Source organism: Halorubrum cibi (assembly GCF_900182635.1).
Taxonomy (GTDB): Archaea; Halobacteriota; Halobacteria; order Halobacteriales; family Haloferacaceae; genus Halorubrum; species Halorubrum cibi.
In genome coordinates, this window is sequence record NZ_FXTD01000003.1 from 135,746 (window position 1) to 149,910 (window position 14,165).

At 68.7% G+C, this 14,165-nt stretch carries 12 protein-coding genes; 9 read left to right on the forward strand and 3 right to left on the reverse strand.

The annotated features are described in order from the left end of the window. Window positions 1-21 precede the first annotated feature (21 nt). Both FN829_RS05025 and FN829_RS05030 read left to right on the forward strand, forming a co-directional pair. Window positions 22-921: a YqcI/YcgG family protein gene (locus FN829_RS05025; protein WP_142985904.1), complete on the forward strand. Its 900-nt coding sequence runs from the start codon at window positions 22-24 to the stop codon at window positions 919-921. Then, window positions 914-1,489, forward strand: coding sequence for a cysteine hydrolase family protein (locus FN829_RS05030; RefSeq protein WP_142985905.1), 576 nt, complete (start codon window positions 914-916; stop codon window positions 1,487-1,489). The genes FN829_RS05025 and FN829_RS05030 overlap by 8 nt, the downstream gene beginning before the upstream one ends. Window positions 1,490-1,536: 47 nt before the next feature. On the opposite strand, the gene FN829_RS05035 is transcribed toward FN829_RS05030, so the two are convergent. Then, window positions 1,537-2,727 carry a trans-sulfuration enzyme family protein gene (locus FN829_RS05035; RefSeq protein ID WP_142985906.1) on the reverse strand — a complete coding sequence of 397 codons (1,191 nt, stop codon included), beginning with the start codon at window positions 2,725-2,727 and terminating at the stop codon, window positions 1,537-1,539. 120 nt (window positions 2,728-2,847) lie between these two features. Here FN829_RS05035 and lipA point away from each other — a divergent pair, with 120 nt between their 5' ends. Then, window positions 2,848-3,837 carry a lipoyl synthase gene (lipA, locus tag FN829_RS05040; protein WP_142985907.1) on the forward strand — a complete coding sequence of 330 codons (990 nt, stop codon included), beginning with the start codon at window positions 2,848-2,850 and terminating at the stop codon, window positions 3,835-3,837. A gap of 6 nt (window positions 3,838-3,843) precedes the next feature. Here lipA and ggt read toward each other — a convergent pair whose 3' ends face one another. Further along, entirely contained in the window at window positions 3,844-5,472 is a 1,629-nt protein-coding gene (ggt, locus tag FN829_RS05045; protein ID WP_142985908.1) for a gamma-glutamyltransferase, read from the reverse strand. A 166-nt stretch (window positions 5,473-5,638) separates the two neighbouring features. Between ggt and FN829_RS05050 the strand changes: the two genes are divergently transcribed. After that, on the forward strand, window positions 5,639-6,565 hold the full coding sequence (locus FN829_RS05050; protein WP_142985909.1) for a DMT family transporter: 927 nt from the start codon (window positions 5,639-5,641) through the stop codon (window positions 6,563-6,565). A 38-nt stretch (window positions 6,566-6,603) separates the two neighbouring features. On the opposite strand, the gene bcp is transcribed toward FN829_RS05050, so the two are convergent. Next, entirely contained in the window at window positions 6,604-7,071 is a 468-nt protein-coding gene (gene bcp / locus FN829_RS05055; protein ID WP_142985910.1) for a thioredoxin-dependent thiol peroxidase, read from the reverse strand. A gap of 167 nt (window positions 7,072-7,238) precedes the next feature. On the opposite strand from bcp, the gene FN829_RS05060 reads away from it, so the two are divergent. The 5 genes from FN829_RS05060 (at window position 7,239) to ilvN (ending at window position 14,159) form a co-directional block, all read left to right on the forward strand. Then, complete coding sequence (locus FN829_RS05060; protein WP_142985911.1) at window positions 7,239-9,302, forward strand: histidine kinase N-terminal 7TM domain-containing protein; 2,064 nt, start codon at window positions 7,239-7,241, stop codon at window positions 9,300-9,302. 73 nt (window positions 9,303-9,375) lie between these two features. Beyond that, a complete protein-coding gene (locus FN829_RS05065) occupies window positions 9,376-9,666 on the forward strand; it encodes a DUF7111 family protein (protein WP_142985912.1) in 291 nt (96 codons plus the stop codon). Window positions 9,667-10,004: 338 nt separating this feature from the next. Further along, a complete protein-coding gene (locus FN829_RS05070; protein WP_142985913.1) occupies window positions 10,005-11,186 on the forward strand; it encodes a homocitrate synthase/isopropylmalate synthase family protein in 1,182 nt (393 codons plus the stop codon). A 487-nt stretch (window positions 11,187-11,673) separates the two neighbouring features. After that, window positions 11,674-13,509, forward strand: coding sequence for a biosynthetic-type acetolactate synthase large subunit (gene ilvB, locus FN829_RS05075; protein ID WP_142985914.1), 1,836 nt, complete (start codon window positions 11,674-11,676; stop codon window positions 13,507-13,509). Further along, window positions 13,506-14,159: an acetolactate synthase small subunit gene (ilvN, locus tag FN829_RS05080; RefSeq protein ID WP_142985915.1), complete on the forward strand. Its 654-nt coding sequence runs from the start codon at window positions 13,506-13,508 to the stop codon at window positions 14,157-14,159. The genes ilvB and ilvN overlap by 4 nt, the downstream gene beginning before the upstream one ends. The last annotated feature ends 6 nt before the right edge of the window (window positions 14,160-14,165 follow it).

Below are 14,165 nucleotides of genomic sequence, written 5' to 3' on the forward strand. Positions count from 1 at the left end.
GGTCGCCCGCGGATTGGGCACATGAACGAGCCCGGAACCGAGGGCGTGCTGTTGGACCAGGAGACGCTCCACGGTCGGCTCGGGGACGCGCCCGGCTGGCTCGCCGAGCACTACCGCACGTTCCGCGAGTCGATGCTGGGCGAGCGCGACGGGTCGCCGTTCCCGTGTTACTTCGGGATCGAGGTCGAGCGCGAGGGCGACCTGCTGTACGCGGCGTGCGAGTCAACGAGCGACCCCGCCGCGCTCCTCCGGCTGCGAGACCTCCTCCTCGAGTACCTCGAGACCTACCCGGACCACGCGGAGCGGGCACCGCTCGCAGTGTTCTTCCGTCCACCCGACGGGGACGAGACGGATACGACGGACTCGACCGAGGCCGACTACCACGAGGCGCTCTGGCACGTCCTCGAGTTCCTCCACGTCCACGACCCCGAACCGTGGCCCGAGGAGATCCCGATCGACCCCGACGACCCCTACTGGGAGTTCTGTTTCGGCGGCGAGCCGCTTTTCCCGACCTCGCGTGCGCCCTTCTATGACGACCGCAAGAGCCGCTACTCGCCGGTCGGCCTGGAGGTCACCTTCCAGCCGCGGGCGGTCTTCGAGGGGATCACGGCGGATACGGAGGCGGGTGAGCGCGCCCGCGACGCCATCCGCTCCCGGATGGAGGCGTACGACGGGGTCTGCCCGCACGCCGACCTCGGCGACTGGGGCGCGGCGGGCGACCGCGAGTGGAGACAGTACCTCTTCCGCGAGGACGACGCGGAGAGCCCCGACGAGTGCCCGCTTGAGCCGACCCGCGAGCACCCGAAAGCATCCGAAGAACTGCTCGAGCGCGGCGCGTGGCGGCGGTTCGCGGACGCGGATGGCGGCTCCGAGGATCCGGACGGGTCGCCGGCGACCGTTCTGGGGGTCGGCGATGACTGATATCGATCCCTCCGACGACTCATCGCTCCCCGACGACGCGGTCCTGCTCCTCGTCGACTTCCAGACCGGCTTCGACGAGCCGGGGTGGGGCGAGCGAAACAACCCCGAGGCGGAGGCGGTCGCCGCCGACCTCCTCGCGCGTTGGCGCGCGCGGGGCCGCCCGGTCGCGCACGTGCGACACGACTCGACGGAGCCGGAGTCGCCGCTCCGGGGCGACGCGCCGGGGTTCGCTTGGAAGGCGGAGACGGCCCCGGCCGACGGCGAGGCGACCTTCGTGAAGTCGGTCAACGGCGCGTTCCTCGGGACCGACCTCGACGACTGGCTGCGAGAGCGCGGCCGCGACACCCTCGTCGTCTGCGGGCTCACCACCGACCACTGCGTCTCGACGACGGTCCGGATGGCCGAGAACCGCGGCTACGACGTGTACCTCGTCGCCGACGCGACCGCGACCCACGAGCGCGAGGGGCCGGACGGGGAGCGGATCGATCCCGAGACCTCCCACCGGGTCGCGCTCGCACACCTCTCGAGGGAGTTCGCGACGGTCGTCGAGGCGGACGACCTCGGGTGACCCGCCAGAGCCTCCTCGTTGCGACGGTGGCGGCGTCGTATCCGGTCTCAGAGGTGTTCTAACCCCCGCTCGAGGTCGGCGATCAGGTCGTCGGCGCTCTCGACGCCGATGGGCGCTCGGATCAGCGAGTCCGTGATCCCGGACGCCAGTCGCTCCTCCTCCGGAACGTACGAGGCGGACATGCTCACCGGGTGTTCGATCAGCGACTCGACGCTGCCAAGGCTGACGGCCAGCGTGAACAGGTCGAGCGACTCCACGAACGCCCGCGCCTCCGCGGCCCCGCCGTCGATCTCGAACGAGACGATTCCCCCGAACCCGTCCATCTGGCGCGCGGCGAGGTCGTGTTGGGGGTGGGTTTCGAGACCGGGATAGTGGACCGCGGTGACCTTCTCGTGTTCCGATAGATATCTCGCGACGCGCGTCGCGTTCGCCTCGTGCTGGCGCATCCGGAGCGGGAGGGTCTTGCTCCCGCGGAGGACCAGATAACAGTCGAACGGCGGCATCATCGCGCCGAGGGCGTACTCCTGGACGAACCGGACCCGGTCGGCGAACGCGTCGTCGTCGGTCACGATCGCGCCGCCTATCGAGTCGGTGTGGCCGTTGAGGTACTTGGTCGTGCTGTGAACCGACACGTCCGCCCCGAGCGCGAGCGGCCGCTGGAAGTACGGCGTCGCAAAGGTGTTGTCCACGGCGAGGAGGACGTCGTGGCCGTCGGCGATCGCGGCGATGGCCTCGATGTCGCACAGCTTCAAGAGCGGATTCGTCGGCGACTCCATCCAGAACAGCGCAGTCTCGGGAACGACCGCGTCGGCGACGGCCTCCGGGTCGGTCGCGTCGACGTACTCGACGGTCACGTCGAAGTGGTCGGCGAGGTACTCGTCGAAGAACACCTTCGTTCCGCCGTAGATACCGTCGAACGCCACGACGTGGTCGCCCGACTCGAGCGCGGTCAGACACGTCGTCGCGATGGCGGCCATGCCGGACGCGAACGTCATCGCGTGATCCGCGCCGCTCAGCGTCGCCACGCGACGGTCGAGGGCCTCGCGGGTCGGGTTCCCCAGCCGCGAGTACTTGTACCCGTGGCTCGGGTTCCCCGTCTCGTCCATCGCGAACGTCGACGACAGGTGGATCGGCGACACGAGGTCGCCGGTGCCGCCGGGATCAAGGTCCGGCTCCTCGCCGGCGTGGATCGCTTCCGTCTCGAAGGTGTGATTCGAACGTTCCGAGGGGCCTTCCATACGTCCACACCGAGGAGGGATTTGATATAGGTTCTCTCGTCGCGGACGAACGCGTTCCGACGGCTTCGGCGACCCCGGTCGACCCGCACGTTTTTCCACTCGCCCCCCGAGGGATCGGGTATGCAACGCGGCCGGCGGAAACCGGACTGGCTGAAGTCGCGTCCCCCCTCGGGGAGCCGGTTCACGGAGATCAAGGCGAGCCTCCGCGATCGCGACCTCCACACCGTCTGTGAGGAGGCCAACTGCCCGAACATGGGCGAGTGCTGGTCAGGAGGCGCGAACGCGCCTCCGAACGACGAGGCGGCGGACGCCGCCGAGAGCGGTCCGAACGGACCGGGCACCGCGACGTTCATGCTCATGGGTGACCGCTGCTCGCGCGGGTGTAACTTCTGTGACGTCGAGACCGGCGGGATGGACCCGCTCGACCCCGACGAGCCGGAGAACGTCGCCGACGCGGTCGCGGAGATCGGCCTGGAGTACGTCGTTCTCACCTCCGTCGACCGCGACGACCTCGCGGACGGCGGGTCCGCACACTTCGCCGAGACGATACGCGCGATCAAGCGGCGGGATCCGGGGATCCTCGTCGAGACGCTGATCCCCGACTTCGGCGGCGACCCCGAAGCGGTCGACCGGATCGTCGACGCCGGTCCCGACGTGATCGCTCACAACGTGGAGACGGTCGAGCGCCTCCAGTGGCCCGTGCGCGACCGTCGCGCGAACTACGAGCAGTCGCTCGCCGTGCTCGATCGAGTCGACCGCGAGTCCGAGATCCACACCAAGACGAGCCTCATGCTCGGCGTCGGCGAGTACGACCACGAGGTGTACCGGACGCTCGGCGACCTCCGTGAGGTCGGCGTCGACGTCGTCACGTTCGGGCAGTACCTCCAGCCGTCGCGTTCGCACCTCGACGTCTTCGAGTACGTCCACCCGGACGTCTTCGAGACGTGGCGCCGGGTGGCCGAAACGGAGTTCGACTTCCTCTACTGTGCGTCCGGCCCGATGGTCCGGTCGTCGTACAAGGCCGGCGAGCTGTTCGTCGACGCGCTCGTGCGCGAGGGGCAGTCCCCCGAAGACGCCAGGCGACGGGCGCGGGCGGCCGGCGGGGACTGAAGTCGCTTAATACCCCTGCGCGTTCCCGTCCTTTCGCGGCTCCGTCGCCGCCGAGAGGACGCCACCCTCGTTGCGCGCCATCTGCGCGCCGCCGAACACCCCCGGTGACATCGTCCGCACGTCGTGGTCCTTCCGGACGAGTTTGGCGGCCACGTCGTCGTCGAAGTGCGGCTCCAGCGCGAGGGTCCCGTCCTCGCGGTACCGCCACCGCGGCTCGTCGAGCGCGCGCTGGATCGGCATCCCGTAATCGATGACGTTCGAGAGGGTCTGAACGTGTCCCTGTGGCTGCATGTATCCGCCCATCACGCCGAAGGCCGCCCAGTCGTCCTCGTCGAGCCGGATGAGCCCCGGAATGAGGGTGTGAAACGGCCGCTTACCGGGCTCGAGGCTGTTCGGGTGCTCGGGATCGAGCGAGAACGACGACCCCCGGTTCTGGAGAGCGATCCCGGTGTCGCCGGCGACGAGTCCGGAGCCGAAGCCGGCGAACCGCGAGTTGATGTACGACACCACGTTCCCCTCGTCGTCGGCGACGGTGAGGAGGACGGTGTCGGCGTCCTCGGCGTTCGCGTCGGGCACGCCGAAGCTCACGTCGTGGTTCGCGGTCTCGCCGACCGCCGCGGCGCGTTTCTTCGCCCACGACTTCGACCCCAGCGGGGGGTGGTCCTCGTACTCGGGGTCGGTGATGTAGCGGTGCCCGTCGTGGAAGGCGACCTTCAGCGCCTCCGAGAAGTAGTGGACGCGCTCCGCGGAGTCGTAGTCGTACTCGCCCGCGCCCAGTTCCTCGGCGACGTTGAGCGCCTCAAGCGCGATGAGTCCCTGGTTGTTCGGCGGCAGTTCGTACACCTCCGCGCCGTTGTACGTCGTCGAGACCGGCTCGGGCCACTCCACCTCGAAGTCCGCGAGGTCGTCGACGGTCATGAACCCGCCCGCCCGCTGGACTTCGTTCGCGATCGCCTCACCGATCTCGCCCTCGTAGACCACGTCGGCGCCCTCCTCGGCGATCCGCTCCATGGACTCCCCGAGCTTCGGGAGCGTCACGCGCTGGCCGACCGACGGCGACTCCCCGTCGAAGAGGAACGCCTCGCGGGCGTGGTCGGTTTCGAAGAGCTCCTCGCCGTGTTCCCACTGGGCGGAGACGACCTCCGAGACGGGGTACCCATCCGTCGCCAGCCGGATCGCGGGGCGGAGCAGCTCGCCGAGGTCCATCGTCCCGAGCGTCTCGGCGGTCGCCTCCCAGCCGCGGGCGGTGCCGGGGACGGTGACCGCGTGCGGGCCGGTCGTCGGCATCTCGGCGTCAGCCGGGTCGTCGACGTCGCTCTCCTCGTCGTCGGCGATCGCCTCCCGAGCGTTCTCGATCGTCGCGTCGGCCGGCGCGCCACCGCAGGCGCGCATCGCGCCCACGTCGCCGTCGGCGGTCCGGTACAGCGCGAACACGTCGCCGCCCAGTCCGGTCGAGGTCGGTTCCACGACGTTGAGCGCGGCCGCCGTCGCCACCGCGGCGTCGAAGGCGTTCCCCCCGTCACGAAGGACGCCGATCCCCGCCTCGCTCGCGAGCGGCTGGCTCGCGGCGACGACGCCACCCTGCCCGTAGACGGTCGAGCGCCGAGACGTGAACCGGTCGAGGTCTGGTTCCATGGCTCACGCTCACGAGCGAGCGGCGTAAATAACTCCACAAACCGGATCGATCGTACCCCTTCGACGTCCGTTCGACCCGGTCCGTCGACGATCCGCGCGGCGTCGGTTCCCCCGCTAGCTGACCGGAACGAACACCGATATACGGGAGGCCGCCGTCCGAACCGTCGTGTCCAGGTATCGCGACGTCCTCCTGTTCTTCCTCCTCGCTGCCCTCTGGGGCGGCTCGTTCGTCGCCATCGAGGTCGGCTTGGCGTACTATCCTCCCGTGTTGTACGCGGCCTACCGGTTCGACATCGCCGCGTTGGTCCTCGTCACGTACGTCCTCCTGACCGAGTCGAGCCCGCTCCCGCGGACCCGCGGCGACTTCGCCGCGATCGGGCTCAGCGGCGGGTTCAACGTGGCCGTCAACAACTCGCTGCTCTTCACCGGCCAGCAGTACACGACGAGCGGGATCGCCTCGATCACCTACAGCCTCGTCCCCATCGTCACCGCGGCCGTCGCGGCGCTGTGGATCGGCGAGTCGAGTCTCGACGCACGCGGAAGCCTCGGCGTCGTCCTGGCGTTCGTCGGCGTCGGCCTCGTCGCCCAGCCCGACCCCGCGAACCTGACCGGCGGCGTGACGATCGGGGTCGCGCTGATCTTCGTCGGCGTGGTCTCCGTCTCGTTCAGCAGCGTCGGGCTCCGAGTCGTCCGGACGTCGTTCTCGAGCGTCGCGCTCACCGCGTGGGCGATGCTGTTCGGCGGCCTCCTGATGCACGGGTTCAGCCTCGGGCTCGGCGAGGGACAGCGGCTCCCCGCGACCGAACTCCCGGCGCTCGTCGCGTTGGCCTTCCTCGGCGTGTTGTCCTCGGCGGTCGCGTACACGATCTACTTCACGCTTCTCGACCGGCTCGGCGCGTTCGAGATCAACCTCGTCTCCTACGTCGTCCCCGTCGTCGCCACGGTCGCCGGCGCGGTCCTGCTCGCGGAGCCGGTGACTCCGACGACCGTCGCCGGGTTCGTCACCATCCTCGGCGGCTTCGGGCTGGTCAAACGGCACGCGATCGCGGAGGAGGTGCCGAAGCTCGTCTCGCGAGTCGGCGGGTTCTTCTGAGAAAGGGTCGAGAGAGCCTCCGCGTCGAACGCGCTCGATCAGTCCTCGAGCGCCGCGACGTCCTCGAGGATCCGATCGGCGTGACCCTCCGGGGAGACGCCCTCGTACGCGAGGACGACCGTTCCGTCGTCGTCGACGACGTACGTGTTCCGGAAGACGCCGTCGAAGACGTCCCCGAACGTCTCCTTTTCGCCGTAGGAGTCGTACGCGCTCGCCACCTCGCCGTCCGGATCGGAGAGGAGTTGGAAGGGGAGGTCGTGTTTCGCCGCGAAGTCGGCGAGGTCGTCGACCGGGTCGTCGCTGATCCCGAGCACCGCGACGCCGGCCGCCTCGAAGGCGTCCCACCCGTCTCGGAAGCCGCACGCCTCGGTCGTACAGCCGGGGGTGTCCGCCCGTGGATAGAAGTAGACGACCGTGTACGTCGCGTCGCCGTCGCCGAGCGAGATCGGCTCGCCGTGCTGGTTCTCGAGCGTGAACGTCGGCGCGTTTTCGCCGGAGTCGAGCATACCGTTCCTGGGGCCGACGCTCGCTTATCCGCTCCGATCGATCCCCGATCGATCTCCGATCGAAACGGTCGGAACGATCGGACGACCAAAACGATCGAAACGACGGATCCGAAGCGTTCGCGTTCTCCGTTCGATTTTTACCGCCGACTCACGTCCCCCCGGTATCGATGGCCTGGCAGACGACGCCGTACACGGTCCCCCTCCTCGTGGCCGGGTCGGCGTCGTTCGTCTTCGCGGCCTACGCCTTCGCCCGTCGGTTCCGCGGATCGAAGTGGCTCGTCAGGTCGTTTCTCGGCGTCACCGTCGGCGCAGGGGTGTGGGCCACGGCGTACGCGGTCCAGCTGTCGGCGACCACGCTGTCCGCGGTGCTGTTCTGGAATCGGTTCGTCTGGCTCGGCATCGGAACGCTGGCGGCCGCGTGGCCGGCGTTCGTGCTGGCGTACACCGGTCGGTTGGAGTGGTTCCGTCCCCGTCGGCTGTCGGCGATCTGTCTGATCCCCGCATCGGTCGTCGTCGCGGTGTGGTCTCTCGGTTCCGTTCCGCTGTTCTATCGCTATCCCTCGATCACGATCGCTGACGGGGCATATCTGGCGTTGACGTATTCATCCACGATCGCGCTTCTGGCGTTCACCGCGTACACGTACGTCGTGAACCTGATGTCCTTCCTCGTCCTCGGATACGCCGCGGTCGACCGGACCGGGATCTTTCGACGGCAGGCCGGTCTCCTGTTTCTCGCCGGCACGCTTCCGATGACCATCGGCGTCGTCGGCGCGTGGTCGTCTCTGGGGCCGGTGTTCGTGGATCTCACGCCGATCTCCTTTTCGGTGACAGCGGCGATCGTCGCCTGGGTGGTGTTTCGGTACCGGCTCCTCGACCTCTCGCCGGTCGCTCGGAAGGCCGTGTTCGCGAACCTCTCCGACGGCGTGATCGTCCTCGACGACGACGATCGGGTCGTCGACGCGAACGACAGGGCCCGCGGGCTGTTCGACTCCCTCGAGTTGGGCCGCCCGGTCGGGGCGGCGTTCTCGAACGCGCCGGCGATCGTCGACGCGGTTCGGAGCGGTGAGACCGGAGAGGGTGGACGTGCGGCGATCGAGACGGATGACGGGCCGCGGTTCCTCACCGTCACCGAACGTGCCCTCTCCTCGGCCGGATCGGGAGACGAACGCGGCGGAAGCGTCCTCCTGTTCCGCGACGTCACCGAACGTGAGACGCTCCAGCGCCGATACCGGGCGCTCATCGAGAAGTCGCCGAACGTCATCGCCGTCTGCGGAACCGACGGCCTGCTTCGGTACGTGAGCCCCTCGGTCGACCGGCTGCTCGGCCACGACGCCGCGAGGATCGAGGGATGGCCGGTCCTCGACCTGATCCACCCGGCGGACCGCGAGGAGTGTCAACGTCGCTTCGAGGCCGCGCTGGAGACCGGCGATCCACAGGTGTTCGAACATCGGATCGCCCGCGAGAACGGCGATTGGCGGACCTTCGAGACGACCATCGAGCCGCTCTTCGAGAACGCCGCGGACGAGGTGGTCATCACCGCGACCGACGTGACCGAGGGGCGACGACACGAGCAGCGTCTCCAGGTACTCAACCGCGTTCTCAGACACGATCTGAAGAACGACGTGAACGTGATCGGCGGGTACGCGGACCTCCTTCGAAACCACGTCGACGGGGAGGGCGAAGCGCATCTCGACGTGATCGACCGAAAGGTGCGGACGCTGACGCACCTCAGCGATCAGGCCCGTGAGATCGACGTGGCGCTCCACGACGAGTCCGACCGCGCCGAGATCGACCTCGCGGCGCTGCTCCCGCGACTGTGCGACTCGCTTGAGGCGGCGTTCCCCGACGCGTCGGTGTCGCTCTCGACGCCCGAGAGGGCGGTGGTGTCGGCCGACGAGCTCCTCGAGTCGGCGGTACGGAACGTGCTGGAGAACGCGGTGGTCCACCACGACGGGGCCGTCGCGAACATCGACGTGTGGGTCGCGGCCGATCGCGACGGGTATCGCGTCGAGATCGCCGACGACGGTCCGGGCATCCCGCCCGTCGAGCAGACGGTGTTCTCGGAGGGGCGCGAGACGCCCCTCGAGCACGCGAGCGGGCTCGGGCTCTGGCTCGTCCACTGGATCGTCACGGGATCCGGCGGCGAGTTGGCGATCGAGACCCGCGAACCCACCGGAACGCTCGTTTCGATGTGGTTCCCGGCGGGCGACGAGGAGACCGGACAGGTGTAGGATCCGACGGAACCGTCCGAATCGAAACGATCCGGACCGACAGATACGACAGGGTTCGGACCCAACGCCGAGTATGACGGATACGACGGAGTCGACGGCGACCGCCGGAGCGGCGGACATCGCGGCCCGCTACGAGGAGACGGACGCGGAGCGACTGCTCACGTTCTCGTCGGACGGACGGACGGCGACGATCGCGCAGAACCGGGAGGGATACGCCATGCTCAAGGTCCGAACCGGTCCGGACGGCGACGAACTGGAGCGATACTACGGGTTCGACATGGCGCTCGATCACGCCGCCGAGCTGCTCGCGGTGTCGCCCCGCGACCTCCCCGTGCCGGAGGCCGCGGCCGACATGGGCATGTAGGCGAGCGCGGGAGGTCGGTCGGATCCTCGTCCGGTGGACGACGGAGACGGCGGATCCCGCACCGCCACGCGACTCCCCACCCATCTCTCCGTCACGCGACTCCCCACCCATCTCTCCGCCACGCGACTCCCCACCGCGCAACTTTCCGCCACGAGCTATCTCCGAGATTTCGCCACCGCTCGCCGGTTATCGCCGCTGTTTCTCGATTACTTCTCTCACGAGCGAACGAGACTGATCGAACGATCGGATCTCCTTCGGGACGTAATGCTTAAGTAGACAAACGTTCTGCTGTCAGTCGATGACAGACATCACGGAGGCTTCGTCGGACACCCCGGCGGATCGAGTTCTTCCAGGGCACGATAGCTTCTAACATCGAAATCGGTCCTGTACGGATCTTCGACACGACGTTACGAGACGGTGAACAGTCACCACGCACTTCGTTCAGCTACGACGAGAAACGCGAGATAGCGGCGACGCTGGACGACATGGGGACCCACGTCATCGAGGCCGGGTTCCCGGTGAACTCCGACGCGGAGTTCGAGGCCGTGAGCGATATCGCAGCCGCGACGGACACGACGGTCTGTGGGCTCGCCCGCGTCGTCGACGGCGACATCGAGGCCGCCATCGACTCGGGCGTGGAGATGATCCACGTGTTCGTCTCGACGAGCGACGTCCAACTCGAGGACTCCATGCACGCGACGCGCATGGAGGCGAAGGAACGCGCGGTCGACGCCGTCGAGCAGGTGAAAGACGCCGGCGTCGAGTGTATGTTCTCACCGATGGACGCCACTCGGACCGACCCCGACTACCTGACGGAGATAGTCGAGGCGGTCAGCGACGCCGGCACCGACTGGATCAACATCCCGGACACGTGCGGCGTCGCGATGCCGACGAGCTTCGGCAAGACGGTGAAAGCGGTCGTCGAGGCGACGGACGCTCGCGTCGACGTCCACACTCACGACGACTTCGGGATGGCCGCGGCCAACGCGGTCATGGGCTTCGAGAACGGCGCGGAGCAGGCGCAGGTGTCGGTCAACGGGATCGGCGAGCGCGCCGGCAACGCGGCCTACGAGGAGGTCGTGATGGCGGTCGAATCGGTGTACGGCGTCGACACCGGCATCGACACGACCCAGATCACGAAGCTGGCCCGGATCGTCGAGGACGCTTCGGACATCCCGGTGCCGGCAAACAAGCCCGTCACCGGGCGGAACGCGTTCGCCCACGAGTCGGGTATCCACGCCGCGGGCGTGATCGAGAACGCCGACACGTTCGAGACGGGCGTGATGACGCCCGAGATGGTCGGCGCGGAACGCGAGTTCGTGCTCGGCAAGCACACGGGCACCCACAGCGTTCGAAAGCACCTGACCGAGGCCGGCTTCGATCCCACCGACGGGGAAGTCCGCGAGATCACGAAGCGGGTCAAGGAGTACGGCGCGGGCAAGCGGCAGGTGACCGCCGGCGACGTCGAGCGGTTCGCCCGCGAGGCCGGCGTCGAGCGCGAGGAGGAGGTCCGGATCTGATGGCCTCCCCCGTGGTCGCAACGATTCGCCAGCGACTGCCGAACGCGCCGCGACGTCCCGCCGACGGGTTCGTCGACGGCGGGTCCGCTCCCGGCGGGTCCGCGCTCGACGGCTCCGCGCTCGACGGCTCCGCGCTCGACGACTCCGAGCCTGACGGATCCACGTCGGAACCACGGTGTGTGCCGACGGGTCGGCGTGTGGATCGCTCCCGTCGACAGGAATTTATAGGCGGCCCGCGTGAGTTCGGATCGAATGCGACGGTCACGGTACTCCCGCGCGGACGACGCCCGGACGGGAGCCGTCGCCGTAGCGATCGTAGGGGTTTGATCCCCTACCACATTCCTTCCTCACCGACCCGACGTACCGACGGACGCGGACGCGTCGTCGACCGTTCGCCGATCGCCCACCGCGACGGCGACTCGTCGGCGCGATCCCCGTCCGGATCGACCGACGCTCGAACCCGAGAGACACCAACACACCACACACGATGAGCGATTCAGCAGCACACCCACGAGAGGACGACCCCGACGCCGATCCGGCGTCCGACCGGGCCGACGCGGACGACCCGGGCACGGCCGACCCGACCGGCGAGGAGAACCGACCAGACGGCGAGACGCCGACGGCGGTGTCGACCGGCGCGGAGTCGGTCGTCGCCGCCCTCGAGGCCGCGGGGGCGGAGACCGCCTTCGGCGTTCAAGGCGGGGCGATCATGCCGGTGTACGACGCGCTGTACGGTTCGTCGATCCACCACCTGACGATGGCTCACGAACAGGGGGCGGCCCACGCCGCCGACGCGTACGGCGTCGTCTCCGGCGAGCCCGGCCTCTGTCTGGCCACCTCCGGCCCCGGCGCGACGAACCTCGTCACCGGGATCGCCGACGCCGACATGGACAGCGACGCGATGCTGGCGTTGACCGGGCAGGTCCCCACGGAGTTCGTCGGTAACGACGCGTTCCAGGAGACCGACACGGTCGGCGTCACACGCCCGATCACGAAGCACAACTACTTCGCGGGCGACGCGGACTCCGTCGGCGACGTCGTCGGCGAGGCGTTCGAGCTCTCGCGGGTCGGCCGGCCCGGCCCGACGCTCGTCGACCTGCCGAAGGACGTCACGCTCGACGACACCGAGGAGTCGCCCGGTCCCGCGGAGGCACCGGCGGGAACGGACCCGAACCCCCGAGCCCGCGAGGACGCGGTCGCGGCCGCGGCCCGCGCGATCGAGGAGGCCGACCGACCGCTGTGTCTGTTCGGCGGCGGCGTGATCAAGGGCGAGGCGAGCGACGCGGCCCGGAAGTTCGCGCGCACCCACGAGATCCCCGTGACGACGACGATGCCGGGGATCGGCTCGTTCCCTGAGGACGACGAGCTGTCGCTGTCGTGGGCGGGGATGCACGGGACCGGGTACGCCAACATGGCGATCACCCACACCGACTGCCTGATCGCGGTCGGGACCCGGTTCGACGACCGGTTGACCGGCGGCATCGACACGTTCGCGCCGGAAGCGGAGGTCGTTCACGTCGACATCGACCCGGCCGAGATATCGAAGAACGTGTACGCCGACTATCCGCTCGTCGGCGACGCCGGAACCGTCCTCGAACAGCTGCTCGATGCCATCGTCGAGGAGCCGGACGCCGACGAGTGGCGCGAGCAGTGTCAAGAGTGGAAGGAGACGTACCCGATGACGTACGCGACGCCGGACGACGAGCCGCTCAAACCGCAGTTCGTCGTCGAGGCGTTCGACGAGGCGACCGACGACGACACCATCGTCACGACCGGCGTCGGCCAACACCAGATGTGGGCCTCCCAGTTCTGGACGTACACGGAGCCCCGGACGTGGGTCTCCTCGCACGGCCTCGGGACGATGGGGTACGGCGTTCCGGCCGCGATCGGCGCGCGCGTCGCCGCCGACGCGATGGGCGACACCGACCGCGACGTGGTCTGTTTCGACGGCGACGGCTCCTTCCTGATGACGATGCAGGAGCTGTCCGTCGCGGTCCGCGAGGACCTCGACGTCACGTTCGCGGTGCTCAACAACGAGTACATCGGAATGGTTCGTCAGTGGCAGGACGCGTTCTTCGAGGGGCGACACATGGCGTCCGACTACAACTGGATGCCGGAGTTCGACAAGCTCGCCGAGGCGTTCGGCGCGCTCGGGATCCGCGTCGACGGCTACGACGAGGTCGCTCCCGCGGTCGAGGAGGCGCTCGAGTACGACGGTCCCGCGGTGATCGACTTCCACGTCGACCCCGAGGAGAACGTGCTGCCGATGGTGCCGAGCGGCGGAGCGAACGGCCGGTTCGCGCTCACGGAGGACCAGCTATGAGCGGCGAGGAAGCGGCCGGCATGCCCGGACCGGCACCGGACGAGCGGCCCCAACCGGAGGGGCGTCGAAACCTGGAGGGCCACCGGATCGACCCCGTCGTGGAGGCGGAACACGACTCGCGACGCGCGGTCATCTCGGCGCTCGTCGAGGACGAGCCGGGCGTGCTCGCGCGCGTCTCCGGGCTCGTCTCCCGGCGGCAGTTCAACATCGAGAGCCTGACCGTCGGGCCGACCACCGTCGAGGGCCACTCCCGCATCACGATGGTGGTCGAGGAGACCGACCCGGGCATCGACCAGATCGAAAAGCAAATGGCGAAGCTGAAGCCCGTTATCTCCGTGGGCGAAGTCTCCGGCAGCGCCGTCACGTCCGAACTCGTCCTGTTGAAGGTCCACGGCGAGGAACCGGACAAGGTCCACGCCGTCTCGGAGATGTACGACGGCCAGACGCTCGACGCGGGACCGGAGACGATCACGGTGCAGCTCACCGGCGACGAGTCGAAGATCGACGACGCGATCGACGCGTTCGACCAGTTCGGGATCATCGAGATCGCCCGGACCGGTCAGACCGCGCTCGCACGGGGGAACATCCCCACCGCGCCAGGAGAGAAACCCGGAACGGCCGGCGAACCGACGACGCCGAACACCCAGTAACCGACA